This window comes from Siccirubricoccus soli (assembly GCF_024178315.1).
Classification (GTDB): domain Bacteria; phylum Pseudomonadota; class Alphaproteobacteria; order Acetobacterales; family Acetobacteraceae; genus Siccirubricoccus; species Siccirubricoccus soli.
In genome coordinates this window covers 1-25,328 of record NZ_JAMZIK010000163.1, presented here as the reverse complement: position 1 = coordinate 25,328, position 25,328 = coordinate 1, and the positions used below count along the sequence as shown (strand labels likewise).

General features: G+C 72.0%; 20 protein-coding genes, 1 tRNA gene and 1 pseudogene. 13 read left to right on the top strand and 9 right to left on the bottom strand.

Going from position 1 to position 25,328, the window contains the following annotated elements:
- Nucleotides 1-825: pseudogene (locus tag NJ376_RS23025) on the top strand (hypothetical protein); the annotation flags it as partial.
- Nucleotides 825-3,731 carry a caspase family protein gene (locus NJ376_RS23020; RefSeq protein WP_252955628.1) on the top strand — a complete coding sequence of 969 codons (2,907 nt, stop codon included), beginning with the start codon at nt 825-827 and terminating at the stop codon, nt 3,729-3,731. The pseudogene NJ376_RS23025 and the gene NJ376_RS23020, both read left to right, overlap by 1 nt.
- 223 nt (nt 3,732-3,954) lie before the next feature.
- Here the strand turns inward: NJ376_RS23020 and NJ376_RS23015 are convergent, their stop codons facing one another.
- On the bottom strand, nt 3,955-5,646 hold the full coding sequence (locus NJ376_RS23015; RefSeq protein WP_252955627.1) for a sensor histidine kinase: 1,692 nt from the start codon (nt 5,644-5,646) through the stop codon (nt 3,955-3,957).
- A gap of 704 nt (nt 5,647-6,350) precedes the next feature.
- Here NJ376_RS23015 and NJ376_RS23010 point away from each other — a divergent pair.
- On the top strand, nt 6,351-8,423 hold the full coding sequence (locus NJ376_RS23010; RefSeq protein ID WP_252955626.1) for a serine/threonine-protein kinase: 2,073 nt from the start codon (nt 6,351-6,353) through the stop codon (nt 8,421-8,423).
- 175 nt (nt 8,424-8,598) lie between these two features.
- On the opposite strand, the gene NJ376_RS23005 is transcribed toward NJ376_RS23010, so the two are convergent.
- On the bottom strand, nt 8,599-8,757 hold the full coding sequence (locus NJ376_RS23005; protein WP_252955625.1) for a hypothetical protein: 159 nt from the start codon (nt 8,755-8,757) through the stop codon (nt 8,599-8,601).
- A 513-nt stretch (nt 8,758-9,270) separates the two neighbouring features.
- Here NJ376_RS23005 and NJ376_RS23000 point away from each other — a divergent pair.
- A complete protein-coding gene (locus tag NJ376_RS23000; RefSeq protein WP_252955624.1) occupies nt 9,271-10,263 on the top strand; it encodes a Bug family tripartite tricarboxylate transporter substrate binding protein in 993 nt (330 codons plus the stop codon).
- 492 nt (nt 10,264-10,755) lie between these two features.
- On the opposite strand, the gene NJ376_RS22995 is transcribed toward NJ376_RS23000, so the two are convergent.
- The 3 genes from NJ376_RS22995 to NJ376_RS22985 all read right to left on the bottom strand — a co-directional run bounded on the left by NJ376_RS22995 (nt 10,756) and on the right by NJ376_RS22985 (nt 12,866).
- Nucleotides 10,756-11,682 (bottom strand): sugar kinase, encoded by a 927-nt coding sequence (locus tag NJ376_RS22995; protein ID WP_252955623.1) that lies wholly within the window; start codon nt 11,680-11,682, stop codon nt 10,756-10,758.
- A gap of 17 nt (nt 11,683-11,699) precedes the next feature.
- Nucleotides 11,700-12,329, bottom strand: a complete 630-nt coding sequence (locus NJ376_RS22990) for a bifunctional 4-hydroxy-2-oxoglutarate aldolase/2-dehydro-3-deoxy-phosphogluconate aldolase (RefSeq protein ID WP_252955622.1) — start codon at nt 12,327-12,329, stop codon at nt 11,700-11,702.
- 243 nt (nt 12,330-12,572) lie between these two features.
- Nucleotides 12,573-12,866 (bottom strand): hypothetical protein, encoded by a 294-nt coding sequence (locus NJ376_RS22985; RefSeq protein WP_252955621.1) that lies wholly within the window; start codon nt 12,864-12,866, stop codon nt 12,573-12,575.
- 169 nt (nt 12,867-13,035) lie between these two features.
- Here NJ376_RS22985 and NJ376_RS22980 point away from each other — a divergent pair, with 169 nt between their 5' ends.
- A complete protein-coding gene (locus NJ376_RS22980) occupies nt 13,036-14,340 on the top strand; it encodes a hemolysin family protein (protein ID WP_252955620.1) in 1,305 nt (434 codons plus the stop codon).
- A gap of 147 nt (nt 14,341-14,487) precedes the next feature.
- Here the strand turns inward: NJ376_RS22980 and gpt are convergent, their stop codons facing one another.
- Both gpt and NJ376_RS22970 read right to left on the bottom strand, forming a co-directional pair.
- Nucleotides 14,488-14,979 carry a xanthine phosphoribosyltransferase gene (gene gpt, locus NJ376_RS22975; protein ID WP_252955619.1) on the bottom strand — a complete coding sequence of 164 codons (492 nt, stop codon included), beginning with the start codon at nt 14,977-14,979 and terminating at the stop codon, nt 14,488-14,490.
- Nucleotides 14,979-15,320: a tRNA-binding protein gene (locus tag NJ376_RS22970; RefSeq protein WP_252955630.1), complete on the bottom strand. Its 342-nt coding sequence runs from the start codon at nt 15,318-15,320 to the stop codon at nt 14,979-14,981. Before NJ376_RS22970 ends, gpt begins: the two co-directional genes overlap by 1 nt.
- Before the next feature lie 241 nt (nt 15,321-15,561).
- Here NJ376_RS22970 and ggt point away from each other — a divergent pair, with 241 nt between their 5' ends.
- The 3 genes from ggt to NJ376_RS22955 all read left to right on the top strand — a co-directional run bounded on the left by ggt (nt 15,562) and on the right by NJ376_RS22955 (nt 19,327).
- Entirely contained in the window at nt 15,562-17,175 is a 1,614-nt protein-coding gene (gene ggt / locus NJ376_RS22965) for a gamma-glutamyltransferase (RefSeq protein WP_252955618.1), read from the top strand.
- Nucleotides 17,176-17,300: 125 nt separating this feature from the next.
- Nucleotides 17,301-17,834 (top strand): O-acetyl-ADP-ribose deacetylase, encoded by a 534-nt coding sequence (locus NJ376_RS22960; RefSeq protein ID WP_370288555.1) that lies wholly within the window; start codon nt 17,301-17,303, stop codon nt 17,832-17,834.
- Nucleotides 17,831-19,327 carry an amidase gene (locus NJ376_RS22955; RefSeq protein WP_252955617.1) on the top strand — a complete coding sequence of 499 codons (1,497 nt, stop codon included), beginning with the start codon at nt 17,831-17,833 and terminating at the stop codon, nt 19,325-19,327. The genes NJ376_RS22960 and NJ376_RS22955 overlap by 4 nt, the downstream gene beginning before the upstream one ends.
- A gap of 113 nt (nt 19,328-19,440) precedes the next feature.
- On the opposite strand, the gene NJ376_RS22950 is transcribed toward NJ376_RS22955, so the two are convergent.
- Both NJ376_RS22950 and NJ376_RS22945 read right to left on the bottom strand, forming a co-directional pair.
- The gene (locus tag NJ376_RS22950) at nt 19,441-20,547 is read right to left on the bottom strand and encodes an HlyD family secretion protein (RefSeq protein WP_252955616.1); all 1,107 of its coding nucleotides are present in this window, start codon (nt 20,545-20,547) and stop codon (nt 19,441-19,443) included.
- A complete protein-coding gene (locus tag NJ376_RS22945) occupies nt 20,544-20,969 on the bottom strand; it encodes a MarR family winged helix-turn-helix transcriptional regulator (protein WP_252955615.1) in 426 nt (141 codons plus the stop codon). The genes NJ376_RS22950 and NJ376_RS22945 overlap by 4 nt, the downstream gene beginning before the upstream one ends.
- A gap of 189 nt (nt 20,970-21,158) precedes the next feature.
- On the opposite strand from NJ376_RS22945, the gene NJ376_RS22940 reads away from it, so the two are divergent.
- The 5 genes from NJ376_RS22940 to NJ376_RS22920 all read left to right on the top strand — a co-directional run bounded on the left by NJ376_RS22940 (nt 21,159) and on the right by NJ376_RS22920 (nt 24,980).
- Complete coding sequence (locus NJ376_RS22940) at nt 21,159-22,667, top strand: DHA2 family efflux MFS transporter permease subunit (protein ID WP_252955614.1); 1,509 nt, start codon at nt 21,159-21,161, stop codon at nt 22,665-22,667.
- 46 nt (nt 22,668-22,713) lie between these two features.
- Nucleotides 22,714-22,803, top strand: a tRNA-Ser gene (locus NJ376_RS22935).
- 117 nt (nt 22,804-22,920) lie between these two features.
- A complete protein-coding gene (locus NJ376_RS22930; protein WP_370288554.1) occupies nt 22,921-23,463 on the top strand; it encodes a DUF6538 domain-containing protein in 543 nt (180 codons plus the stop codon).
- A complete protein-coding gene (locus NJ376_RS22925; RefSeq protein ID WP_252955612.1) occupies nt 23,430-23,813 on the top strand; it encodes a hypothetical protein in 384 nt (127 codons plus the stop codon). The genes NJ376_RS22930 and NJ376_RS22925 overlap by 34 nt, the downstream gene beginning before the upstream one ends.
- A gap of 789 nt (nt 23,814-24,602) precedes the next feature.
- A complete protein-coding gene (locus NJ376_RS22920) occupies nt 24,603-24,980 on the top strand; it encodes a hypothetical protein (protein WP_252955611.1) in 378 nt (125 codons plus the stop codon).
- Nucleotides 24,981-25,328: the final 348 nt, after the last annotated feature.

Genomic DNA, 25,328 nt, shown 5'->3' with positions numbered 1-25,328 from the left:
GTTGGCGGGGCGGCGCTCGGCGCCATCGCGGGCGGCGACTGGCGCTCCGCCCTGATCGGCGCAGCGGCGGGCGGCGCGGCCGGGGCGGCGGGCGGCTACCTCGCGGCGCTGCAGCAACGGAATGCCGACCAGGCCGGGTTGCGCGCCAGCCTGGCCGCCGATCTCGGGCGGGAAAATGCGGAGCTGGACCGCACCCAGGCGGCCTTCAACCAGCTCATGGATTGCCGCTTCAACCAGGTGCGGCAGGTGCGGGAAGCCTACCGGCAGGGCCGCCTGCCGCGCGGCGCGGCGGAGAGCGAGATGGCCAGCATCCGCGCCCGCACCCAGCGCGACGTGGCGCTGGCCCGCAGCATCGACCAGCGCATCGGCAGCCGCGGCGCGGAATTCGACACGGCGGTGGAAAGCGTCGCCCCGGGCACCAAGGCGGCGGTGATCGCCAGCCGCAACACCACCCCGGTGAATGCCCAGGTGCGCAATCCGGTCACGCTGAAGCTGCGGCCGGAGGCCGGGGCGCCGGAGGTCGGGCAGCTCGCCGCGCGGCAATCCGTGCAGATCCGGCCCGTGGCGCCCGGCTACGCCCTGGTGCAGACGGCCGACGGCCAGCGCCTGGGCTATGCCGAGCAGAGCGCCTTCAACGCCCGCGGCGCGCTGGCGACGCCGCGCGCCATCGACTCCCGCGCCCAGGGTGCCGGCCCCGCCGTGGCGGACAATGATGCGCGGAGGCTCGCCGCCAGCAACATCGCCCGGCGCGAGGGCTTCTCCGAAAGCGTCGCCAATGCGGAGCTGGCGGCGCAGAGCGGGAACGGCTTCGAGCTGGCCGGGTGATGCGGCGCGCGGGGCCTGGCGGGCTGGCGCTGCTGGCGGCCGGCCTGGCGGGGGCGGCGGCGCAGGAGGCGCGGCAGCCGCCGCAGGCCCCCATCCTGCGGGTGGAGGCGGCGGCGCATACCGCGCATCTCTCCCGCCTCGCCACGGATGGCGCCGGGCGGCTGCTGGTCAGCGTCTCGGACGACAAGACGGCGCGGCTCTGGTCCCTGCCGGAGGGCACGCCGCGCGGCGTGCTGCGGCCGCCGATCGGGCCGGATGCGGAGGGCGAGCTCTACGCCGTGGCGCTTTCCGCCGATGGCAGGCGGGCCTTCCTCGGTGGCCATACCTGCCGCGCCTGGGACGGTGCCTTCTGCATCTATGTCTTCGACACCGAGACCCGCCGGATGGTCGCGCGCCTGCCCGGCCTGCCGGCGCCGGTGCTGCACCTCGCCGTCTCGCCGGACGGCACGCGGCTGGCCGCGGCGCTGGACGGGCGGGCGGGCATCCGGGTGTGGGATGCGCGCAACGGCCAGCCGGTCTTCGAGGACACGGCCTATGGCGGCGCCGCCCGCATGCTGGCCTTCGATGCCGGCAACCGCCTGGCGGTCAGCGCCGCCGATGGCCGCATCCGGCTGTACGAGGCCGGCGGGCGGAAGCTGGCGGAGAAGGTGCCGCTGGCCAATGCCAGCCCCTATGGCCTCGCCCTCTCCCCGGACGGTGGCCTGCTGGCCGTGGGCTATGAGGACAGGCTGCGCATCGACCTCCTGGCCCTGCCCGATCTCCGCACGGTGCTGACGCCCGATGTGACGGGGCTGGCGGGGGAAGGGCTGCCCGCCGTCACCTGGGCCGCGGATGGCCAGGGCGGCGTGCAGCTGCATGCCGCGGGCTATGCCCGGCGGGCGGGCGGGACGGGCGGCTTCGTCATCCGCCGCTGGGCGGATTTCGGCCTGGGCCCGGCCACGGACATCCCCGCCGCGCGGGATGCCATTCCGCAATTGCTGCGCCTGCCGCGCGGCGGCCTGGCCTTCGCCGCCGACGATCCCGGCTGGGGCAGGCTGGCGCCGGATGGCGGCCTGGCCCAGGCGCCGCGGCCGGTGACGGCGGAATGGCGGCTGACCGCCGGCAGCCTCGCCGTCTCGGCGGATGCCCAGCGGGTGCGCTTCGCCCTGGCCCAGGGCGCGCCGCCCCTGGTCTTCGACGTCGCCGCCGGCCGGCTCTCCCCGGCCGATCCGGCCGAGGCGCTGGACGCGGCGCGCACCGCCTCCCCCCGGATCCCGATCCATGAATGGCGCGGCGCCAACCGGCCGCGCTTCGGCACCCAGCAGCTCCGGCTGAACGACCGGGAGTTCGCCCGCAGCCTTGCCATCCTGCCGCGGGAGGATGGGTTCCTGCTCGGTACCGACACCCAGCTCCGCCGCTACGACGCCGCGGGGCGGCCGGTGGGGGAGCCCTTCGCCCTGCCCGGCGCCGCCTGGGGCCTGGCCGTCGCCGCGGACGGCACGGTGGTGGCAGCCCTCGGCGACGGCACGCTGCGCTGGTACGACAGCCGGCCGGATGGCCGCTTCGCCGAGCGCGGCGCCCTCTTCCCCCATGCCGATGGCCGCCGCTGGGTGCTGTTCACGCCGGAAGGGCTGTTCGACCACGCGCCGGAGGGCGGGCAGGATCTGGTCGGCGTCCACCTGAATGCCGGCCGGGCGCAGACTCCGGAATGGGCCAGCTTCCGCCAGGCCTATCGCGCCCTCTTCGCCCCGGCCGAGACCCGCGCCCGCATCGCCGGGGACCAGGTGCCGGCGGTGGCGCGGCTGGCGGGGCTCGGCGCGGTGCGGGAGCGGATCGGGCAGCTGCCGCTGCTCTCCGGCAGCGCCGCCTGCGCGGTGGCGGAGGATGGCCGATGCACGCCGCTGCCCTTCGGCGCGGCCTGGATCCCGCCCGGCGCCACGGCGCTGCGCCTGACCCTCACGGCCCAGGCGCGCGGCCTCGGCCTCGGGCCGCTCGATGTCGTCGTCAATGACCGCATCGCCGCGCGCGGCGCCGCCGGCCAGGGCGAGACCACCATCGAGGTGCCGCTGGACCCCGGGCCGAACCGGGTGGCGACGCGGCTCTATGCCGAGGACCGCGGCCTCTTCGCCGAGGGCCCGGTGCTGGAGCTGCGGCGGGAGGGCGAGGCGGCGCCACCGCCCGATGCCGGGCGGCTGCTGGTGCTGGCCATCGGCGTGGACCACTACGCCAACCCGGAGCTGAACCTCCGCTTCGCCGTCGCGGATGCCAGGACGGTGGCGGAGACGCTGAAGCGCAACGGCCAGGACCTGTTCCGCAGCGTGGAGGTGACGCTGCTGACGGATGCCGAGGCAAGCCGGGCCGGCGTGCTGGCGGCGCTGGACCGGCTGGCGGAGCAGGCGCGGCCGGAGGACACCTTCGTGCTCTACATCGCCGGCCATGGGCTGCGGACGGAGCCGGACCGGCGCTTCCTCTTCCTGCCCGCCGATGTGCGGGATATCTCCTCCTTCCCCGTGCTGCGGCCGCAGGCGCTGGATGACGAGGCGCTGGTCGGGGCGCTGGCCCGGGTGCGGGCGCGGGACGGGTTCCTGTTCATCGACACCTGCCATGCCGGCCAGCTCACGGTGGACAGCCTGGCGGCGCTGGGCAACGAGACCGGGCGCTTCCTCCTGGCCGCCAGCACCTCGGTGCAGGAGGCGCTGGACAGTTATGACGAGCGGAATGGGCTGTTCGCGGTGGCGGTGCGGGAGGGGCTGACCGGCCGGGCGGCGATGGATGGGGAGGGGCGGATCTCGGCCCTCGCGCTCGGTGAATGGGTGACGCGGCGGGTGCCGGTGCTCGCCGCCGAGAAGCGCCACCGCCAGGACGCGGTGTTCCGCACCGCGCAGCGCGACCTGCGCAGCTTCCCGCTGGCCAGGGCGGCGCGTTAGGGCAGATCGCGTTCAGATGGAATCATCTGAATGCGTGAAGATGCTCGCAAAACAACGGCCTAGAGCATGCTGCGTGCACGCAAGCGAACGCAGCATGCTCTAGGGCATTGCAAGCCAGGCGCGCATCGCCGCGCGACCTGGAATGCCGCAAGAACATCTGTGAAGACGAGAGGCTGGAGCGGTGCCGCGCCGGCATGACCGGCGTGCGGCCGCTCCGGCGCGTTTACCGATCGGGCGTGACCGGTTCGTCCGGCGGCGGCTCCGGCGCCCGGACCAGCTCGCGCAGGATCCGCGGGAGGGGAAGGCTGATGGCGCAGGCCAGCCCCGTCACCAGCCAGTGCCGCTCGATCCGGCCACCGAGCTGCGCCACGCTGTTGTCCACCATCCGGATGCCGAAGCCCTTCCGGGTCGGCGGGGCCGCCAGCAGGGGCCCGAACCTCTCCTCCCAGTGCAGGGCGAGCTCCTCCGCCTGCGCGGCGATGCGCCAGGTCAGGCGCACCCTGCCGGATGGCTGCGAGAGCGCGCCATGCTTGGCGGCGTTGGTCGCCAGCTCGTGCAGGATCATCGAGACCGGCTGCACCGCAGTTGCGGCCAGGGCGACGGGCGGGCCGTCCAGGATGAGATGGCCCGAGGCCAGGAAGGTCTCGAGCTCCCGCGCCGCGACGAGCCGCAGCTCGGCGCCGTGCCAGCCATGCTGGGCCAGCAGGGAATGGGCCCGGGCCAGGGCGAAGATGCGCGCGGTGACCGCCCGGACGAATTGCGGGATGCTCTCCGCCTTGGTGATGTTGACCACCGACTGCACGACGGCCAGCAGGTTCTTCGCGCGGTGATTGACCTCCTGCACCAGGAGGCGCTGGTGCTCCTCGGCCCGCAGCAGGGCGAGGCGGAGCGCCTCCAGCTCCTTGACGACGAAAGGCCCCGCGGGCGGGGCCACGGGCCGCGTCACCCCCAGGGCCACCCGTTCGGCATGCCGGGTCAGGGCCACGATGGGCTGGGTGAGGCGCCTAGCCATGGCGAAGGCGGCGGCGAAGGCGCCCAGCAGGATGACGGCGCCGCCGAGGACCAGCGAGCGCAGGGGCAGGCTGGCCATCTTCTCGTAGTCGGCGAGCGGGGCGGCCACCACAACGGCCCATCCCGGGGCGTCCGGCACGGGGCGGACGGCGGCGAGGATGTCGACGCCGGCGAGCGACCGCCCCCGCGCGATCCTCTCATGCCCCGTCGCGGTGTCGAGCTGGGCCGCCCGGATCCAGTCCGGCGCCATGTTGCCGACATTCTGGTTCACCGGATCGCGGGCGACCACCCGACCGTTCCCATCGACGATATTGGCGAAGAGCACGGTGTCCGGCCTCGCCTCCTTGAGGAGGGCGGTCAGCGAGGCCTGGGAGAGCCGGGTCGCGAGCAGGCCCACCACCTCGTCGTTCCGCACCACCGGCACGATGAGGGGCAGGATCCGTGCCTGGGCGACCTCCAGATTGTCAAGGGTCGGAAGCCGCGTCGTGAGGGCACGCTCGAAGGCCCGGTCCGGCGGCACGTAGTGGGGCTGCGTGCCCGGTGGCTCGTCGGTGCGCAGCATGACGGTCCCGTCGGGCAGTCGAAGCGAGATCGGCAGCCCGAGCGCCGCGTCGGTGTTGCGGGCATGCCGGACGAAGCGCGGATCAGGGACCTCCGGCCGGTCGAGCCCGCTGGACTGGGCCAGGGTGTCGAGGACGGCGCGGCGCACCTCCAGGTGGCGGTTCAGGGCCACGGCGACGGCATCGGCCGTGTCGCCGAGGCGCATCTCGAAGGTCTGGCGCAGATCGCGCAGGACCAGGAACACGGTGCCGGCCCCCACCCCGAAGGTCGGGATCATGGCCAGGGCGGTGAGGCCCAGCGCGTAGGCCCGCAGCGAAGGACGTCGCCGGTTGGTAGGAAGCAAATGGCGCAATTACCGACCCGGCATCAGATCTGGCCGAACTGCGATCCCCAGGTCACCGCGCCGGCAGGTTATGTGCGATATGAGTGTCTGCTCCAGGACAGTGCCCCGCTCCAAGCCATGGCGCCATGCGGCACCGGGCCGGAGCAGATTGCCCCGAATACCGCCCCCTCCTCCGGCAATAATCACGGCAGGACACGCCCCGCCCGCGGGATTCATTACGCCGGATTGACTGGATGGCGTCGGACTCATGACAAGGGTTGGTCTGCTTGGCAAGTCCGCGAATTCACTGGAATGTCGCGCACGGTGCGTTTGGTCGATTGACCATGGGCTCGGCTGGGGCGCACCGGGTCAGCCAGCCACTCCCAATGAAAGGCTCGCCGTTCAAGCGGGACGATCAGGCGCCCGCCGAAGCGCCGTCCCGGCTGGCCGAGTTTCCGCGGCAAGGGCTGCGGGGTCCGGTGCGGCATGCCGGCGCGCCAGGCTTCCCGCCCCTGTCAGGCCGGCTCGCCGAGAGGCTGCCGCGGGGTGCGCGCTGTCCGATCCGGCCGCCGCCGCCATCCCTGCGCTATTTTGCAGACAGGACGCGCGCTTTTTGCGCGATGGCTGTAGAGTGCCGCCGGGCTGGGGACGGAACGGTTCCCGGAGGGGCGTCTCGCCCTCCGGCCGGGGCGCGCCCGCAAGCGGGATCGGGATAGCTGCGCGACATGCTGCCGAACGAGATTGCCGGAAAATACGAATTGCGCGGCACCCTGGGCGCCGGGGCCATGGGGACGGTCTATGAGGCGGTGGACCGGCTGATCGAGCGCCGGGTGGCGATCAAGGTGGTGAAGAAGCCGCCGCCCGGCGACCCGGAAGGCGAGGAGGCGCATGCCCGCTTCCGCCGGGAAGCCCAGGCCGCCGGGCGCCTCGCCCACAACAACATCGTCGGCGTGTATGACTATGGCGAGAACGCCGAGACCGCCTGGATTGTGATGGAGCTGGTCGAGGGCGGCTCGGTGAAGGACCGGCTCGACCGGAAGGAGCGCTTCCCGGTCGCCGAGATCGTCCGGCTGATGGATGGCGTGCTCTCGGCGCTGGCCTACAGCCATGGCCGCGGCGTGGTGCATCGGGACATCAAGCCGGCCAACATCATGCTGGCCGCGGACGGCACGGTGAAGATGGCCGATTTCGGCATCGCCCGGCTGGAAAACTCCTCCATGACCCAGGTCGGCACGGTCATGGGCACGCCGAGCTACATGGCGCCGGAGCAGCTGCGCGGCGAGACGGTGGATGCCAGGGCCGATATCTGGGCGGCCGGCGTCATGCTCTACCAGCTGCTGACGGGCGAGAAGCCCTTCGATGGCGGCCTGGCGGCGCTGATGCACAAGGTGATGAACGCGGAGCCGATCCCGCCCAGCCAGCTCGCCGGCACCTGCCCCCGCGCCTTCGACGCGGTGGTGGCCAAGGCGCTGGCGAAGCGGCCGGAGGATCGCTGGCCGACCGCGACGGCCTTCGCCGAGGCGATCCGCCGCGCCGCCTCCGGCGAGGCGCCGCCCCCGCCCCTGCCGGCGGAGGCGGATCCGGAAGCCACCCTGGTGCAGGGCGCCCGGCCCGCCGCCGTGCCGGCCGCGCCGCTGGCGGGGCGGACGGCCGACCCCTTCGACGCGGCCCCCGCCGTTTCCCGGGCCCCTGCCCCGCCCGCCCCGCCCCCGGCCGCCGGGGCCAAGGCGGAGGGCGGGAAGGGATCCAGCCTGCCGCTCATCGCCGGCGGTGGCGCGGCGGCGCTGGTGGCGGCGGGCGTCGCGGCCTTCTTCCTGCTCGGTTCCGAGACCCCGGCGCCCATCCCGGCCCCGCCGCCCCGGCAGGACGCCCAGATGGATCCGCGCGCGGCGGAGCTGGAGCGGCAGCGGATCGCCGCCGAGCAGGCAGCGGCGGCCCGGGCCGAGGTGGAGCGCCGGGCACGCGAGGACGCCGCCCGCCAGGCTGCCGCCGGTGCCGAGCAGGCCCAGCGCCAAGCCGCCGCCCAGGCCGAGGCGGAGCGCCAGGTCGCCGAGCAGCGGGCGCGGGAGGAAGCCACCCGGCAGACGGCGCTCAGCGCCCAGCAGCGCGCCGAGGAGGAGCGCCGTCGGGCGGAGAAGCTGGCCAATGATCTGCGCCAGGCCGGCGCCGCCGCCGTGGCCGCCGCGCCCTGCAGCCTGCTGACCTGGAGCGCGACCCCCACCTCCCTCACCATCTCCGGCGTGCTGCGCCGGGGGGGTGAGGCGGCGGTGCAGCAGGCGATCGCGGCGCGCGGCGTGCCGCCGGAGGCGGTGCGGCTGCAGATGACCGCCTTCGAGGGCCCCTACTGCCAGGCGCTGGAGCTGGTGCGGCCGGTCGCCGCAGCACCGGACGGGGCGCCGAGCGTGACGCTGATCGGCACCCAGCCCTTCGCCAAGGGCGAACTGCTGCGCATGGATGTCGGCATGCCGCCGGTGCCGGCGCAGCTCTACGTCGCCTATTTCATGCAGTCGGGGGAGGTGGCGCATCTCGTCCCCTCCCGCCCCGAGGCGGCGAATGCCCGGCCCCGACTGGGCGAGCCGAGCGGCGGCTTCACCGGTTGGGAAGTGGACGAGCCCTTCGGCACCGACCTGGCGCTGGTCTTCGCCTCCGACCGGCCGATCTTCACCCAGCGGCGACCGACGGTGGAGCAGTCCGACACCTATCTCTCGGCGCTGGCGGCAGGGATCCGGCAGGCCCAGGCCCAGGGCGGCCGGGTGACGGTACGGGCGCAGGTGATCGAGACGGTGCTGCGGCGATAGGGCGCGACCGCCCGAGGGGGCGCCGCCGGATGGCGTGAATCGCCCGGTTGGACGCTGGGCCGGACCGGGGCGGGTGCGCGGCGCTCGACCAACCTGCGCCGGGGGTCTTGCCCGGCGCTGCCGCCGTGCGGCGTTGCGGAGCCGGCGTATGACGGTGAGCCATGCGGCCGGGTGCTCAGCCGCGTGCCGCCACTGCCGCCAGCGAGGTTGCCGGAGCCGCCACATGCATGATCGGCAGCGCCGCGCTGCCGCCGGCCAGTTGGAAGGCAGCGGCATGGGCGGTGCCGATGCCGGTGACGAACATGGTGGCGGCGAAGACCATACGGAACAGCATCGGGGTGGCTTCCAGGCTTGGTGATGGGGCGTCGCGCCCTCGGTTCGGCCGGAGGATGCCGGCCCGCGCCAGCCCTGCCCAATCGCCGCTCCGGATAAGGGGCATCCGCCCAACGCATCGCCCCCGGCGCCTTCGGCCCGGAGCAGCCTCCGACCTGATGGATCACGGCGCGATCCATCAGGTCGGAGATAAGCCGCTCTAGATTTTGGGTTTCCAGAGCAAGAAATCCGGTCAGGCGATTCCGCCTGATCGGATATTGCTCCAGTATCCTGCCCGCGAAGTGCGCGGGATTTCCCACGAACGCAGCGGATCGGCAGGCCACTAGCCCGGCACGGGTCCAGGATCGGCCTCTTGGGGGAAGCGGCCCTGGCGGGGCATGGCGGCAGCCCCCTTCCCTCTCCCCTTCGCGCCACCGCCCGGACCGACATTCACGCCGTGCCGGTTCCCGGGCTACCGTTCCCGTCCCTGGCGGCGCGCCTTCGGGCGCCCGCCTGCCTCGGGAGAGAAACGCCTATGTCCATCACCGCCGCGGCGACGCGCCGTGGGATGCTCGCCCTGCCGGGTCTGCTCATCGCCTCTGCCGGCCGCGCCCAGGTCCCCGCCCAGGCCCCTTGGCCCGACCGCCCGGTGCGGCTGCTCATCGGCTACCCGCCGGGCGGGCCGACCGATTTCATCGGCCGCCTCGCCGCCACCGCCCTGCAGGCAGCCTGGGGCCAGACCGTGGTGGTGGAGAATCGTGCCGGTGCCTCCTCCTCCGTCGCGGCGGAGGTGGTGGCGCGCGCCGCGCCGGACGGGCTGACCCTGTTCTTCGCCTCCAACGCGGTGGTGCTGAATGCTGCGGTGCATCCCAGCCTGCCCTACGCCCTGCCCGACAGCTTCGCCCCCATCGGCACCTTCTGCACCGCGCCCAATGTCTTCTGGTGCGCCGCCGACCAGCCCTGGCGCGACCTCGGCGCGGTGGCAGCAGCCGCCCGCGCCCAGCCCGGCGCCTTGGCCTATGGCACCACCGGCGTCGGCGGCACCGGGCATTTCGGCGGGGAGACGCTGTGCCGCGCGCTCGGCATCTCCCTGACTCATGTGCCCTATCGCGGCACCGCGCCGCTGATGCAGGACGTGATCGGCGGCCGCGTACCGCTGCTCTCCCACGGCATGGCAGGGGCGGTCGGCCCCTACCAGGCCGGCCAGATCCGGCCGCTGGCGATCCTCGGGCCGAAGCGCGCCCCGGAGCTGCCGGAGGTGCCGACCATGGCGGAGCTCGGCTTTCCGGTGCCGGATTCCGGCCTGTGGTTCGGCCTGATGGCCCCGGCCGGGACGCCGCTGGCCCTGGTGGCGCGCATGGCGCGGGACCTGGCCGTTGTCACCAACACGGCCGATACCCGCACGAAGCTCGCCACCCAGGCGGCAGTGCCGGATTTCACCGGGCCGGAGGAATTCGCGGCCCGCATCCGCGCGGAACTCGCCACCTGGCAGGGGATCGCCCGGAGCGCCGGGATCAAGGCGGAATAGCGCATGAGTGCCTGATACGCGGCTCCGAAAGTCCCGCCTCTCGAAGCCGGATAGCGCGCGCAGCGTTGGTGTGACGGCTGCGCGTCAAATCGGGGGCATACCTGCCGGCGCCCCTGGAACGACATCGGCCGGCATTTCGCGCGGCCGGCATGGGCGGCGATCGCCGCGGAGCGCGATGCGGCAGGCGCCGGGCCGGAGCCTGCTCTCGCTCCGGGATGGCGGCCCCGCTGCCATGCCCCAATCGGAACCGAGCGCGGACTTCGCAGGCCCGCGCCATTGAATCATGGCGCCGGCCCCGGCCACCCGGTGCTGCACTTCCGGCCCTGGGCAACGACCTTCTCATACCGGCAGTGCGAGGTGCTGACCCATGCCCGCCCTCAGCCATGCGGCCGGTGAGCTGACGGCTCGGCGCGCAGCCGCCACACCCCGGCCCGTCACATGAGACGAGGCCCGGAACCGCGGGATCTTCCGCGCCGGGTATCGGCGCCGCCCTCAGCCCTGCCGCAGCAATTCCAGCACCTGCTCCCGCCGCGGGATGGGCGCGATGGCGCCATAGCCCGTGGTGGAGAGCGCCGCCGCCGCATTGGCGTAGCGGGCCGCCTCCTCCGGCGCATCCCCCGCCACCCAGCGGGCAAGGAAGGCGCCGGCGAAGGTGTCGCCCGCCCCCGTCGCATCCACCGCCTTTACCTTGTGGGGCGGGATGCGGGTGCGGCGCGCGGGCGTCGCCACCACCACGCCCTCGCTGCCGCATTTCAGCAGCACCAGCCTGCAGCCGAGGCGGAGGTAGAAATCCGCGACGGCGTCCGGCGCCTCCAGCCCCGTCAGCGCCCGGGCATCGTCGAGCGAGGGCAGGGCGATATCCGCCTGGGCGATGGCCGCATGGATCACCGCCGCTGCCCGCGCCGCGGGCCAGAGGCCGAGGCGGAGATTGCTGTCGTAGGACAGCGTCACCCCCGCCGCCTTCGCCACCGCGATGGCGTGGAACACCGCATCGCAGGCGCTGGGCGAAATGGCCTGGGAGATGCCGGAGACATGCAGCACCCGCGCGCCACGGATGGCCTCCTCCGGGATCTCGGCCGGGGTCAGCAGGCTGGCGGCGCTGCCCTTCCGGTAGAAGGTGAAATGGTGGCCGTCCTTGTCATGGGTGACGATGTAGAGGCCCGTGGGCGCCTCCGCCCGGCGCAGCACATGGCGGGCCTCCACCCCCTCCCGCTGCCAGAGCGCCAGGAAGGAGTCGCCTGGCCGGTCCTGGCCGATCGCCGTCAGATAGCCGGCGCTGGCGCCCTGGCGGGCGGCGGCGATGGCGGCGTTGCTGGTGTCGCCGCCATGGCCCTCCAGGTAGAGGCTTCGGCCGCTGCCATCGGGGGGCAGCTGGTTCAACTCCAGCATCGGCTCGCCGAGGCCGATTATGTCGGGCATCGTCCCCTCCCCCACCCTCAGGCCTGCATCAGGCCGAGCGCGTCGCGGGCGGCGCGGGCGATGACCTCCCGCTTGCCGGCGGCGATGGCGGCCTCGTCCACCAGCTTGCCGCCGATGCCGACGAAAGCGGCGCCGGCCGCCAGGTAGTCGGGCGCATTGGCGGCATCGACGCCGCCGGTCGGGCAGAAGACCGCCTCGGGGAAGACCGCGCGCACCGCCTTCACATGCGCCGGGCCGCCGAAGGAAGATGCCGGGAAGATCTTCACGACATCGGCCCCGGCGGCCAGCGCGGCGCGGATCTCCGTGGGCGTGGCGGCGCCGAGCATGGCGCAGGCCCGGGCGGCATGGGCGGCGGCCACGATCTCCGGCGCCACCCAGGGGGTGACGAGGAAGCGGGCCCCGGCGGCGAGGCAGGCCTCCGCCGCCGCCACATCCGGGACCGTGCCGGCGCCGATGATGAGGTCAGGCTCTGCCGCCAGGCCCCGGATCAGCCCGACCGCATCCGGCGTGGTGAGGGTGATTTCGAGGATGCGCAGGCCCGCCGCCCGCAGCCAGTCGCAAGCGGTGGCGGCGTGTTCGGCGCTGTGGGTGCGGATGACGGGCACCACCCGGGCGCGGCGGAATTCGGCGATCAGCTCATGCGGCATGCGGCGTCCTCCCCGGCCATCCTGCGGCGGAAGGGCGACGGATGCCAGCGCCGGGGCAAGGCGGCTCATGCCGGCCGCGCGACACGCTGACCGATGCCGGTCCACCGGCGCGCGGCCGGCGTATTCTTGACTTTGGCGCGCAGCCGTCACGCCAACCCCGCTCACGGGAGTCCGGCGTGCAGCCGCCATATCAACCCTGCGCGCGATACCCGGCTGGAAAGCGAGAACCTTCCAAGCCGGGTATCAGGCGCTGGCGGTGCGCAGCATCCGGTCGGCGGTCGCGTCCAGCGTGCGGGCCGCAGCACTGGCCCCGGCGACGGCGGCGGCGGTGCGGTCCAGTTCTCCGGCATACTCCGCCATGCTGCCCTGCAGCCCGGCCACGGCACCGGACAGGGCGCCAAGCTCGGCGCGCAGCCCGGCCACCGCCGCGGCCTGGTCCGCCAGGGCCTCCTCCAGCCCGCGCAGGGCGCGGCGGAGCCGGTCCTCCGGGCGCTGCGGGAAGGCGAGCAGGGTGGCGGAAAGGGGCTGGTCCGACATGCTGCGCTCTCCTCCGGGATGAAGAAAGGGTAAATGCGGAGGGCGTCCCCGTCCAATAGAATTTGTTGATAATTTGATACCGTGTCCCACGGCAGGATCCATGCCGAGCCGTGCCTTTATTCCCGCCGCCCCTCCCTGCCCGGAAGCGGAAGGCGGTATAGGGCGGCGCATGGATACCGTCATCGAAATTGCCGTCCTGCTGCTGCTGGTGGCGCTCAACGGCGCCTTCGCCCTCAGCGAGCTGGCCATCGTCTCCGCCCGACGCGGCCGGCTGCTGGCGATGCAGCGGCTGGGCAGCCCGGGGGCCACGGCGGCGCTCGCGCTGGCCGAGGACCCGGAGCGCTTCCTGCCCACGGTGCAGGTCGGCATCAGCCTGGTCGGCATCCTGGCCGGCGTGTTCGGCGGCGCCCGCCTGGCCGGGCCGCTGGCGGAGGTGCTGGCGAAGATCCCGGGCTTCGCGCCGCTGGCGACGGAGACGGCCTTCTTCCTGGTCGTCGTCGCCATCACCTACGCCAACCTCATCCTGGGGGAGCTGGTGCCGAAGCAACTCGCCCTGCGGGACCCGGAGCGCTTCGCCGTGGCGGTGGCGCGGCCCATGGCCTGGCTGGCGCGCTGGACCGGGCCGGTGGTCTGGGTGCTCGGGCAATCCTCCAACCTCGTCCTGCGGCTGTTCGGCGCCACCGGGCCCCAGGACCAGGCGGTGACGGAGGAGGAGGTGAAGGCGGTGGTCGCCGAGGGCGTCGAGGCCGGCGCCCTCGAGCGCGAGGAGCGGCACATGATCGAGCGCGTGCTGCGCCTGGCGGACAAGCCGGTGCGGGCGCTGATGACGCCGCGCAACGACGTCGCCTGGATCGACCGCAACGCCGCGCCGGCCGATGTCGCCGCCTGCCTGCGGGCGCATACGGTGACCCGCTTCGTGGTGGCGGACCGGCGGATCGACAACGTCGTGGGCGTCGTGGTGGCGAAGGACTTGCTGGATCTGGCGCTGGAAGGCGAGGGGCTGAACATCGCCCGCGCGCTGCGCCAACCCCTGGTGCTGCCGGATAGCCTCTCGGCCATGGATGCGCTGGAGCGGATGCGGCACGACCCACTCGGCATCGCCCTGGTGCTGGACGAGTATGGCAGCTTCGAGGGCGTGGTGACGGCCAGCGACCTGCTGGAGGCGATCATCGGCGAGCTGGGGCCGGAGGAACAGCCGGCGGCGCCGGGCGAGGCGGTGCAGCGCGCCGATGGCAGCCTGCTGCTGGACGGCATGATGCCGAGCGACGAGTTGCGGGCGCGGCTGGACCTGCCGGAGCTGCCGGCGCGCGGCACCTACCACACGGTGGCGGGGCTGATGCTGGCGCTGCTGCGGCGGGTGCCGCGGGAGGGCGACCGGATCGTCTGGGCCGGGTGGCGGTTCGAGATCATGGATATGGATGGGCGGCGCGTGGACAAGGTGCTGGTGAGCAAGGAGGAGGCGCCCGCGGCGTGACCCCGAGGGGGACGCCGTCCCCCTCGGGCTCCCCCTGCCAAAGGCCGAAGGGCCTTTGGAAACCTGGAGCTGGGCGCGTCGGTTCGAACAGCGGACCCAGGGGGGAGCCAGGCGGGGCTGCGGCGCTGCCACGATGCCCTGCCCCGACTACGGCCCCGTGCTCCGCGCGATCGGCGGGATGAACTGCGCCTCGGTGTCCCAGGGGAACAGGATCCAGGTGTCCTGCGACACCTCGGTGACGAAGGTATCCACCAGCGGCCGCCCGGCGGGCTTGGCATAGACCGTGGCGAAATGCGCCTTGGGCAGCAGGGCGCGCACCACCTTCGCCGTGGTGCCGGTATCCACCAGATCGTCCACCAGCAGCCAGCCCTCGCCATCGCTGGCCGCCGATGGCGGCTTCACCACCTGCGGCGCGCCGCGCACCTCCTCGTCATAGGTGACGACGGAGACCGTCTCGATGAGGCGGCATTCCAGCTCCCGCGCCACGATCGCCGCGGGGATGAGCCCGCCGCGGGTGATGGCGACGACGCCCTTCAGCTTGCCCAGGCCGACCAGCCGCCAGGCCAGCGCCTTGCTGTCCCGGTGGAGCTGGTCCCAGCTGACGGCGTAGTAGCGGGGGGCGGGGCTGGCGCTCTGCATCAGAACATCCGCCCGCCGATCGGCACCGGAATGTCCGGCTTCAGCAGGACCACATCGCCATTCTCGTCCGGCACGCCGAGCACCAGCACCTCGGACAGGACGGGGCCGATCTGCCGCGGCGGGAAATTCACCACCGCCACCACCTGCCGGCCGATCAGCCGGTCCGGCGCGTAATGCGCGGTGATCTGCGCGGAGCTGCGCTTCACCCCGAGCGGCGCGCCGAAATCCACCCAGAGCTTGATGGCGGGCTTCCGGGCCTCCGGGAAGGGCTGGGCGTCGACGATGGTGCCGACGCGGATGTCGACCTTCTCGAAGTCGGAATAGGCGATGACATCGGCCATGGAAGAGGCATAGCGCGGGGCGGGGGATGGCGGGAAGGGCGGCGAGCCCTCCCCCATGGTCAGGGGCCGCTGCCCCGGCCCCCCTGCCGCTCGCCGGGGGGGGAGATCCGCCTGCCCTCCCCGCCCTGCGGCGCGGCCTGGGACACGCCGCCAGGCCAGGGATCCCCAGGGTTGCCGTGACGCCGCCGTCATGCAAAGCCTCCCGGTCCACCCCGGCTGACGATCCACGAAAGACCCGTCCATGAAGCGCGACTTCCACGCCCCCGGCCGCAGCGCCGTCTACGCCACCGGCGGTATGGCCGCGACCTCCATGCCCATCGCCACGCTGACGGCGCTGGAGGTGCTGAAATCCGGCGGCAATGCGCTGGACGCCGCCATCGCCGCCGTGGCCGTGCTGGGGGTGGTGGAGCCGCAGAGCACCGGCATCGGCGGCGACTGCTTCTGCCTCTACGCCCCGGCCGGGGCCAGCAAGCCCATCGCGCTGAATGGCAGCGGCCGGGCGCCGGCAGCGGCGACGCCGGAAGCGCTGCGGGCGCGGCAGGTCAGTACCCTGGTCAACACCTCCCCCCACGTGGTCACCGTGCCCGGCGCCATCTCCGCCTGGGAGAAGCTGAACAAGACCCATGGCCGCAAGCCGCTGGGCGAGCTGCTGCAGCCGGCGATCCGCTGCGCGGAGGAAGGCTTCCCGGTCCATCCCCGCGTGGCGCTGGATTGGGGCGAGGCGGCCGGCAAGCTGCGCGGCAACGCCGCCTCCGCCCGCCGCTTCCTGGCGAATGGCGAGGCCCCCAAGGCCGGGCATGTCTTCAGGCAGCCGGAGCTGGGGAAGACGCTGCGCGCCATCGCCGAGCGCGGCGCCCGCGCCTTCTATGAGGGCGAGATCGCGGCCGACATGGTCGCCACGCTGCGGGCGCTGGGGGGGCTGCACACCGAGGAGGACTTCGCCCGCGGCCAGCACCTGGCGGAGTTCGTCGAGCCGATCAGCATCGACTGGCGCGGCATGACGGTGTTCCAGTGCCCGCCCAATGGCTCCGGGATGCATGTGCTGCAGATCCTCGGCATCCTCGGCGGCTTCGCGACGCCGGAGCAGGGCCCGCTGAGCGCCGAACGCTACCACCGCCATATCGAGGCCGCGCGCCTGGTCTATCGCGACCGCGACGCCTTCCTGGCCGATCCCAGCCAGGTGGACGTGCCGGTGGCGAAGCTGACGGACCCGGCCTATCTCGCCGCGCTGCGCGGCCTGATCCGCGACGACGGGGCGATGAAGCTTCTGCCGCCGGCCGGCACGGCGGACCTCGCGAAGCACAAGGACACGGTCTATCTCTGCGTCGTGGATGCGGAGGGCAATGCCTGCTCCTTCATCAACAGCCTGTTCGAGAGCTTCGGCTCCGGCATCCTGGCCGAGAAGTCGGGCGTCATGCTGCACAATCGCGGCTTCGGCTTCCGGCTGCAGGAAGGCCATGTGAACTGCATCGCCCCGAACAAGCGCCCGATGCACACCATCATCCCCGGCATGGTGATGCAGGGCGGCCAGTGCCTCATGCCCTATGGCGTGATGGGCGGGCATTTCCAGCCCATGGGGCAGACGCTGTTCCTCACCAACCACTTCGAATTCGGTCTGGATGTGCAGGAGGCGATCGACCTGCCGCGGCTCTTCCCCTCGCCCAGCAAGGGCGTGGTGGAGGTGGAGCGGGGCATCCCGAGCGCGGTGCTCGACCGGCTGACCCGGCTGGGGCATGAGGTCGCGCTGATCGAGCGGCCGCATGGCGGCGGGCAGGCGATCCTGATGGACCGCAAGCGCGGCGTGCTGGTCGGCGGCAGCGACCCGCGCAAGGATGGCTGCGCGCTGGGGTATTGAGTTCCCCACGACGTTGCTGCGCAGAGCCGCGGGGGCCCCGGAGGTGCGCATGAGCGGCGCGCCGGCACAGCCTGTCGCGGCAAGGCCGCGACAGGACGCCGGCAGCGGGGTTCGGGCGATCCGCCATGGCGCGACCCTGCCGCATTGCTGACGACATGATGAATAGCCGGCCGATGCGCGCGCTGAAGACCGACATCACCACCCTGGCGCTGGATGCCATCGTCACCGCGGCGAATAGCGGGCTGCGGGGCGGCGGCGGGGTGGATGGGGCGGTGCACCGGGCAGCGGGTCCGCAGCTCCTCGAAGCCTGCCGGCATCTCGGCGGCTGCCCCACGGGCGAGGCGCGCATCACGCCGGGCTTCAACCTGCCGGCGCGCCACGTCATCCACGCGGTGGGGCCGGTCTGGCAGGGAGGCACGGCGGATGAGGCCGCGCTGCTCGCCGCCTGCTACCGCGCCTCGCTGGCGCTGCTGCGCCAGGTGGGCGGCACCTCCATCGCCTTCCCTGCCATTTCCACCGGCATCTATGGCTACCCGGCCGAGGCGGCCTGCCGCATCGCCGTCGCCACCTGCCGCGAGGCAGGCGACGGAATCGACCTCCTCTTCGCCTGCTTTGACGACTGCACGCTTGCCCTTTACCTGAAGGAACTCGGCGCATGACCGAACCCTGCGACCTCACCGCGCTCGAGGCGCGCCGCCTCATCGGGCGCAAGGCGCTTTCCCCTGTTGAACTGCTGGAGAGCTGCCTCTCCCGCACCGCGGCGACCAACCCGAAGCTCAACGCCATGGTGGCACTGGATACGGACCGGGCGCGGCAGGCGGCAAGGCAGGCGGAGGCGGCGGTGATGGCGGGCGGGCCGCTCGGTGCGCTGCATGGGCTGCCGGTCGGCATCAAGGATCTGGAGGAGACCGAGGGGCTTCGCACCACCTATGGCAGCCCGATCTTCGCCGACTTCGTGCCCGAGGCCGATTGCGCCATGGTGGCACGCATCCGGGCAGCGGGCGGCATCGTCATCGGCAAGACCAACACGCCGGAATTCGGCCTGGGCGCCAATACCCGCAACCGCGTCTATGGCGCCACGGGCAACCCCTTCGACAATACCCGCTCCGCCGCCGGCTCTTCCGGCGGTTCGGCGGCGGCGCTCGCCGTCGGCATGGCGCCGCTCTGCTCCGGCTCCGACACCGGCGGCTCGCTGCGCAACCCGGCCGCCTTCTGCGGCATCCTCGGCTACCGGCCGAGCGGCGGGCTGGTGCCCTCCGAGAAGCGGGCGCATGGCTGGTCCACCCTGCCGGTGCTGGGGCCCATGGCACGCAACGTGTCGGATGCCTGCTTGCTGCTCTCCGCCATGGTCTCCGACGATGCACGCGACCCGCTGGCCTACACGCTGCACGCCCGCCCGGTGCGGGGCGAGCCGGCGCTCTTCCACCCGCCGCGCGGTATCGATCTCGGCACGCTGAAGCTCGCCTTCTCCGAGGATCTGAGCGAGGCGCCGACCGAGGGCATCGTCCGCCGCGCCTTCCAGGCGCGGGTCGGGGCCATCTCCCGCCTGTTCCATTCGGCCGAGGCGGCGCATCCCGATTGCCGCGGCGGTGACGAAGCCTTCGAGGTGCTGCGCGCCCAGATCATGCTGACGGCGCATGGGGAGAAGGTGCGGACGCGGCCGCAGGATTGCGGCCCGAACGTCATCGCCAATGTCGAGGAAGGGCTGCGCTACAGCCTGGCCGACGGCGCCCGCGCGGCGCAGCTGCAAGCCAGGATCTACCGCGATTTCCAGCGCTTCTTCGAGCGCTACGACGTGCTGGTGACGCCGGCCATCACCATCAGCCCGCGCAATTGGCGGGAGCTTTACCCGAAGGAGATCGATGGCCAGCCGACCCGCAGCTACTTCCACTGGCTGGCGCTCGCCTATTACGTGACCCTGACCGGCCACCCTGCGGTGAGCCTGCCCATGGGCGTGGACGAGAAGGGCATGCCCTTCGGCTTGCAGATCGTCGGCCCGCGCGGCGGCGATGCCTTCGTGCTGGGCGTGGCGGCGGCGCTGGAAGCGGCGCTGGCGGGGGATGCGGCGCTGTCACGGCCGGTGCCGGACCTGGCGAAGCTGGCGGCGATGCCGGATATCGCCGGGATGGAGGGCTTCCTCGGCTTCGAATGAGGGGGCCCCTGCCCCTTGAGCCGGCGGGCTGAACCCGCTCGCGCCAACTCATGGTTTCCAAAGGCCTTTCGGCCTTTGGTCGGGTGAGCTCGGGAGGGGCAAGGTCCCCCCGGTCACTGCGCCCGCGCCGTCTTCTCCCCGCTCGCCGCCTGTGCGCTATCCCGGAACAGCCCCAGCACCCCCGCCGTCAGGTCGCCGAACTGCCTTTGCCGCCCGGTGTCGATGGCGACCGTCGCCGTCGCCCCCGCCCGCAGCGGCGGCTCCCCCGGGAAGGGTTCCAGCCGCACCCGCACCGGCAGGCGCTGCACCACCTTCACCCAGTTCCCCGAGGCATTCTGCGGCGGCAGGATGGCGAATTCCGCGCCCGTGGCCGGGCTGATGCTTTCCACCACCCCCACCCAGGCCAGGTCCGGGTAGATGTCCAGCACCACCTTCACCTGCTGGCCGGGCGCCACATGCGTCAGGGTGGTCTCCTTCAGGTTGGCCTCCACCCAGGGCCGGCGTTCCGAGACCAGGGAGAAGACCGGCGTCGCCGCCCGCACCTGCTCCCCGCGCTGCAGCCGCATGTTTACGATGGTGCCGCCCACCGGCGCCGTCACCACGGTACGCGCCAGGTCGAGGGCGGCGCGGTCGCGCTCGGCGAGCTGTTCCCGCACGCTGGGGTGGTCGTCCGTGGGAAGTTCGGGGTTGCCCTTCAGCGTCGTCAGCAGCCTGGCCAGACGCTGGCGCAGCACGTTGATGCGTTCCCGCGCCACCTGGGCGTCGCTCAGCGTCTCCTCCAGCCTTGCGGCCGGGGAGACGCCGCGGGCGGCGAGGTCCTGCTGCCGCCGCGCCTGGCGGGAGAGGAATTCCGCCCGGCTTTCCAGCTCGCCCAGCTCGCTCAGGGTTTCGTGGTAGGTGGCGCGGGCGGTCTCCACCTGGGCGCGGGCGCTGTCCAGCTCCGCCTCCGCCTTGGCCAGCGCCAGGCGGAAGGGCTCCGGGTCGATCCGCAGCAGCACTTCGCCGGACTGGACGCGGGCATGGTCCCGCACCGCCACCTCGGCGACGCGGCCGGCGATCTCCGGCGCGATCTGGACGATGTCCGCCTTCACATAGGCGTTCTCGGTGGTGACGAAGCGGCCGCCGGTGAGCCAGAAGGCCAGACCCCCGGCGATGATGGCAGCCGGCACCAGCACCAGCAGGGCAAGGCGCAGCAGGGCGCGCCGGCGGAAGCTGCTCATGGCGAAAGCCCCGGCCGGGCATCCGGCGACGATGCGGCGCGGGGCGACATGCCCTGGAGCTGCGCCTTGACCCGTTCCAGCATGTCGGAAAGAGCCTCCCGCTCCTCCGCGCCCAGCCCGGCCATGGCATCGTCCAGCAATTCCACCGCGATGCGGCCCATCTCCGCCTGCACCGCATCGGCCTCCGCCGTCAGGTAGAGGCGGTTGACACGGCGGTCCAGCCGATCGGGGCGACGGACCAGCCAGTTGCGGCGCTCCAGCCTATCCACCATCCGGCCCGCCGCGGCGCGCTCCACCTCCAGCATTTCTGCCAGCTCAGACTGGCTGACGCCCGGGCGGCGATGCAGCAGGGAGAGAACCAGCCACTGCGAGCGGGTGAGGCCGAGCCGGCGTACCCGGCGATCGAAGGCAGCACGCATCATCCGGGCGACGTCCGAGAGCAGGAAGCCGATGGTCCGGCGATCGTCGATCTCGTTCAGCGGCGCGCTCAGGGGCGGTTTTCCGGGACGGTTTTCTGGAACTGTTCTCTGGGACAGGTTGCAGATTGGCCTGCTTGTTGCCTAGGCTACCATTGCCTGGGCGACAAGGAAAAGGGAAAGGAACGAGCGAGGATGGCAGACCCTCCGGCGATCCTCGACCTGCCGCTCCCCCGCCGCATCCTCATCATGGCGGCGGTGGTCCTGGCCTCGACGCTCTATGCGACGACGCTGCTGGTCGCCTCCACCCTGCTGCCGCAGATGCAGGGCAGCTTCGCGGCGACGGCCGACGAGATCGCCTGGACCACCACCTTCAACATCCTGGCCACCGCCATCGTCACGCCGATGACCGGCTTCCTGGTGGCCCGCTATGGCCGCAGGCAGGTGATGGTGGGAAGCGTCTCGATCTTCACCCTGGCGACCTATCTCTGCGGCCAGGCGGAGAGCCTGGAGGCAATCGTCGCCTGGCGCATCCTGCAGGGCGGCGCCGGGGCGCCGGTGGTGCCGCTGGCCAATGCGACGGTGCTGGACAGCTTCCCGCGGAACCGGGCGGGGCTGGTGAGTTCCATCTTCGGCATGACGGTGGTGCTGGGGCCGGTGATCGGGCCGGCGCTCGGCGGCGTGCTGGCGGAGATGTATAATTGGCGCTGGGCCTTCTACATGATCGTCCCCGCCGGGGTGATCGCGGCGCTCGGGCTCCGCTTCGCCCTGCCGCCGGACCGGCCGGCGGCGCGGACGCCGCTGGACTGGCTCGGCTTCCTCTCTCTCTCCATCTCGATCGCCAGCCTGCAGCTGGTGCTCTCCCGCGGCCAGCGGCAGGACTGGTACGAGAGCCTGGAGATCATCATCGAGACCGGCGTGGCGGGGCTCGCCTTCTGGATCTTCCTGGCGCACAGCCTGACGGCGGCGCGGCCCTTCCTCGATCTGCGGCTGCTGCTGGACCGGAATTATGCGCTGGGGCTGGCGCTGGTGTTCCTCTACGGCATGGTGAATTTCACCCCGACGGTGCTGCTGCCCTCCCTGTTGCAGCAGCATGCCGGCTACCCGGACAGCATCATCGGGCTGATTACCGGCTACCGGGGCATCGGCGGGACCATCGGCTTCGGGATGACCCTGCTGATCGGGCGGTGGGACCCACGGATCGGCATGTCGATCGGCTTCGGCATCCTGGTGGCGCAGGGGCTGTGGCTGACGCAGCTCGACCTCAACACCGGGGTCGATGTGCTGCTGGCCAATGCGCTGATGCAGGGGGTCGGGGTGGGCGTGGTCTGGGTGCCGCTGACGGTGATGACCTTCTCCGGCCTGGAGAACCGGCAGCTGGCGGAGGCGATGTCGCTGTTCCACCTGTTGCGCAACATCGGCTCCTCGCTGTTCATTTCGTTGAGCGTCTCGGAGATCCTCCGCTCCGGCACGGTGAATTACAGCCGGATGACGGAGATGATCTCGCCCTACAACGAGGCGCTCAGCCTGCCCTGGGTGATGGGGGGCTGGACGATGGAGACCCAGGCCGGGCTGGCCCGGCTGGGGCGCGAGATCGAGCGGCAGGCGGCGATGATCGGCTATGTGAATGCCTTCGGGATGTATACCGCGGCCTGCGGGGTGGCGATCCTGCTGGGGCTGCTGGGGCGAAAGGCGCGGCGGTGAAGGCGTTGCCTCTGGCGGGGCGATTGCCTATAGGGGCCTTGGCCACGGAGAGGTGGCAGAGTGGTCGATCGCGTCGGTCTCGAAAACCGAAGTCCGTGCAAGCGGACCGTGGGTTCGAATCCCACCCTCTCCGCCATCGCAACGCCCCAATGAGGAAACTCTAGGACACAAGGCAAAGCAAGGCTTTGCCGAGGCGCTACTCCACTGAGCCACTACACAAGCCCACTACACATGGGGGAGAGGACTTGCCTCCGTGCCCTGCCTTGCGCGGGTTAATGGTGGTCCTTGGGGGATGCGCCGCCGCGTTCCTAACGACATCCCACCCATCATCGGTAAGACCGAGATATGCCGGTCCTACGGGACCGAGAACTTCAAGGAAGCCGTCCGGCGCCACCGCCGGGAGATGGTTGCGGTTGATGACCTCTTCGCCGAAGCCCGGCGCCTGCTGGCGGAACGAGCCAGTGGCTGCGGGAAGCAGCCCGCCCCTCGGCTGAGCATACCCACCGAAGATGATGTGCGGGCGGCGGTGAACCGCTGGCTTCACGAGGAGAGCCGGAGACGCCTAGCCGAGGAGGAGCCGGACGACCCTGAGGCGGTGACAGATCATCTCAACGACGATGAAGCGCACCTCGCAAGACCCGAGGGCATCGAAGTTGCTGCGCGTCGCTTGCCCGCGATCCTCAGGGGGTTCGGCTTCGACAACCCGCCTCCGGCGCTCCAACGCTTCGCGCTCTCGCTCATGCGTGACGCCATGTGGAAGCCGTGCGGCGCGACCGCGACCGCGTTGAAGGGCTGACGGGCGAGCGGGTGCCGCCCATCGCCGTCACCATTACCGGCGGCGATACCGTCCACGGCGGCGGGCGGCACTTCCGCGTGCCGAAGCGGGATTTGGTGACGGCCCTTCAGCTTGCCTTGCAGGATGGCCGCCTGAAGATCGCGGCCGAGGCCGATCATGCAGACACGCTCGTTCGGGAACTCGCCGACTTCCGGGTAAAGATAACCGCAGGCGGGGCCGACCAATACGGCGCGTGGCGCGAGGGCGCCCACGATGATCTCGTTCTCGCCCTGGCTCTCTCCGTCTGGTGGGCCGAGCGGGTCATGGCCATTGCTGCCCGGCAGCGCCCAGCCCCGGAGCGCAAGCCATGACTACCGCGCCACATTTACATCTGCGCGTGACAATGGCGCAGCCGATGCAAGGCAATAAGCCGAGGACAAACAGAGGCTTCGGCGCCTCTGGGTCACGTTCTAGTGGAAGCGTGATACCACGCCCCAGAGGCGGCGCACCCGCCCTGTTGCCCCTGGTCGAAACTCTCCCCACGATGGAACTGCACAAGCGGTTCCCCAAGGAGAGCAACGCCCACCGGGACCCGAAGAACCGAGTAAGGCAGGGCAAGCGCACCATCTACGAGCTGTGGTGCGATTTCCGCACCTTCCTCCACGACATACTCGCCGATCCTGCCGTTGGCCCGCACCCAGGTGGCACAATGAGCTTGGACCGGATCAACACGCGCGACCCCGAATATGCTCCCGGCAAGGTCCACTGGCTGGACAAGCGCGGGCAGTCATTGAACCGGCCGCAGACGCATATGGTGACCGGTCCCGGCGGCCGGGAAGTGCCTGTCTGCGTCCTGGCCGAGAAGCGCGGCCTGCCCCCGCCACCGTGCGGCAGCGCCGCAAGCGCGGCTGGTCCCCGGAAGACGCCCTGTCTCTTGCCCGTGGTGCCCGGCGCCGCCGTTCTGGCGCCGCTGGAGCGGCCGAGGTGCATTCCGGCGCCTCTGCCCTCAGGCCCGCAAAGGCACCTCTGCGCGCCTCCTCGGTGGTGCCTGGGAGGTGTGGTGCAACGCCTGGGTGGAAGCCTTCCCCCACGCTCCCGCTCCCCTGCCCTGGGGTAAGCGGGAGAGGGGCCAGGTGGCCAGACTTCTTGCTAGTGTCGAGTTGTCCAAAGCCGCGCCGCTGGACTTCCTCCACTGTGCCGTGACGCGCTGGCGCAGCACCGTGGCCCGGCTCCACTGGCTGGAGGATAGTCCGGCCTTCCCGCAGCCCGGCTTTCTTCTCCGCTGGGTGGGTCAGTTCTTCGATATCTATGCCGCCCAGCGGGAACAGACCGCCATCATCCAGTTGACGGGAGATGAGCACGAGTTCGCCCATCTGCTTGCCCACGGCCTGACGCGCCACGAGACCGAGACCGAGACCGAGACCGAGACCGAGATGCGGTGCCGCCGGATCGTGGCTGAGGAACGGGAGAAGCGGGAGAAGGCCCGCGAGGATTATGCCCGCACCGTCCACGCGCTCAGCGCGAGTTGGCCCTTGTGAAGAGCCGCTCGCGGGGCTTCCGCCGGTCACACTGCCCCGTCCGGGCCAGCGCCGCCCGCTACCCATCGGCCGCGCCAAGCATGGATGCAATCCATTCGAAAACAGCGGCGTCGAGTTCGAAGACCTGTCCCGGACCATCGGCCCGTGGCGGGAGGAGGAGCCGCAGACCCTGCCCCTCCACTGACCACGACCCACAGACCTAGAGCGTTTTCGGTTTACATGCGTTCACCGAAAGCGCTCTACGCCTTTGTTTGCAGAGCAGATTCACGCCTTCGGGCGATGCCGCCCTTCTGCTTGATGTCCTCGGGCGTCCAGCCATCGCCGGTGGGCTCGGTGAAGTGAGTGCCG

Bases quoted from the DNA above. Each gene is read 5' to 3' on its own strand.
- NJ376_RS23020 (WP_252955628.1), top strand. From the start codon at position 825: ATGCGGCGCGCGGGGCCTGGCGGGCTGGCGCTGCTGGCGGCCGGCCTG.
- NJ376_RS23010 (WP_252955626.1), top strand. From the start codon at position 6,351: ATGCTGCCGAACGAGATTGCCGGAAAATACGAATTGCGCGGCACCCTG.
- NJ376_RS23005 (WP_252955625.1), bottom strand. From the start codon at position 8,757: ATGCTGTTCCGTATGGTCTTCGCCGCCACCATGTTCGTCACCGGCATC.
- NJ376_RS23000 (WP_252955624.1), top strand. From the start codon at position 9,271: ATGTCCATCACCGCCGCGGCGACGCGCCGTGGGATGCTCGCCCTGCCG.
- NJ376_RS22995 (WP_252955623.1), bottom strand. From the start codon at position 11,682: ATGCCCGACATAATCGGCCTCGGCGAGCCGATGCTGGAGTTGAACCAG.
- NJ376_RS22990 (WP_252955622.1), bottom strand. From the start codon at position 12,329: ATGCCGCATGAGCTGATCGCCGAATTCCGCCGCGCCCGGGTGGTGCCC.
- NJ376_RS22985 (WP_252955621.1), bottom strand. From the start codon at position 12,866: ATGTCGGACCAGCCCCTTTCCGCCACCCTGCTCGCCTTCCCGCAGCGC.
- NJ376_RS22980 (WP_252955620.1), top strand. From the start codon at position 13,036: ATGGATACCGTCATCGAAATTGCCGTCCTGCTGCTGCTGGTGGCGCTC.
- gpt (WP_252955619.1), bottom strand. From the start codon at position 14,979: ATGCAGAGCGCCAGCCCCGCCCCCCGCTACTACGCCGTCAGCTGGGAC.
- NJ376_RS22970 (WP_252955630.1), bottom strand. From the start codon at position 15,320: ATGGCCGATGTCATCGCCTATTCCGACTTCGAGAAGGTCGACATCCGC.
- ggt (WP_252955618.1), top strand. From the start codon at position 15,562: ATGAAGCGCGACTTCCACGCCCCCGGCCGCAGCGCCGTCTACGCCACC.
- NJ376_RS22960 (WP_370288555.1), top strand. From the start codon at position 17,301: ATGGCGCGACCCTGCCGCATTGCTGACGACATGATGAATAGCCGGCCG.
- NJ376_RS22955 (WP_252955617.1), top strand. From the start codon at position 17,831: ATGACCGAACCCTGCGACCTCACCGCGCTCGAGGCGCGCCGCCTCATC.
- NJ376_RS22950 (WP_252955616.1), bottom strand. From the start codon at position 20,547: ATGAGCAGCTTCCGCCGGCGCGCCCTGCTGCGCCTTGCCCTGCTGGTG.
- NJ376_RS22945 (WP_252955615.1), bottom strand. From the start codon at position 20,969: ATGATGCGTGCTGCCTTCGATCGCCGGGTACGCCGGCTCGGCCTCACC.
- NJ376_RS22940 (WP_252955614.1), top strand. From the start codon at position 21,159: ATGGCAGACCCTCCGGCGATCCTCGACCTGCCGCTCCCCCGCCGCATC.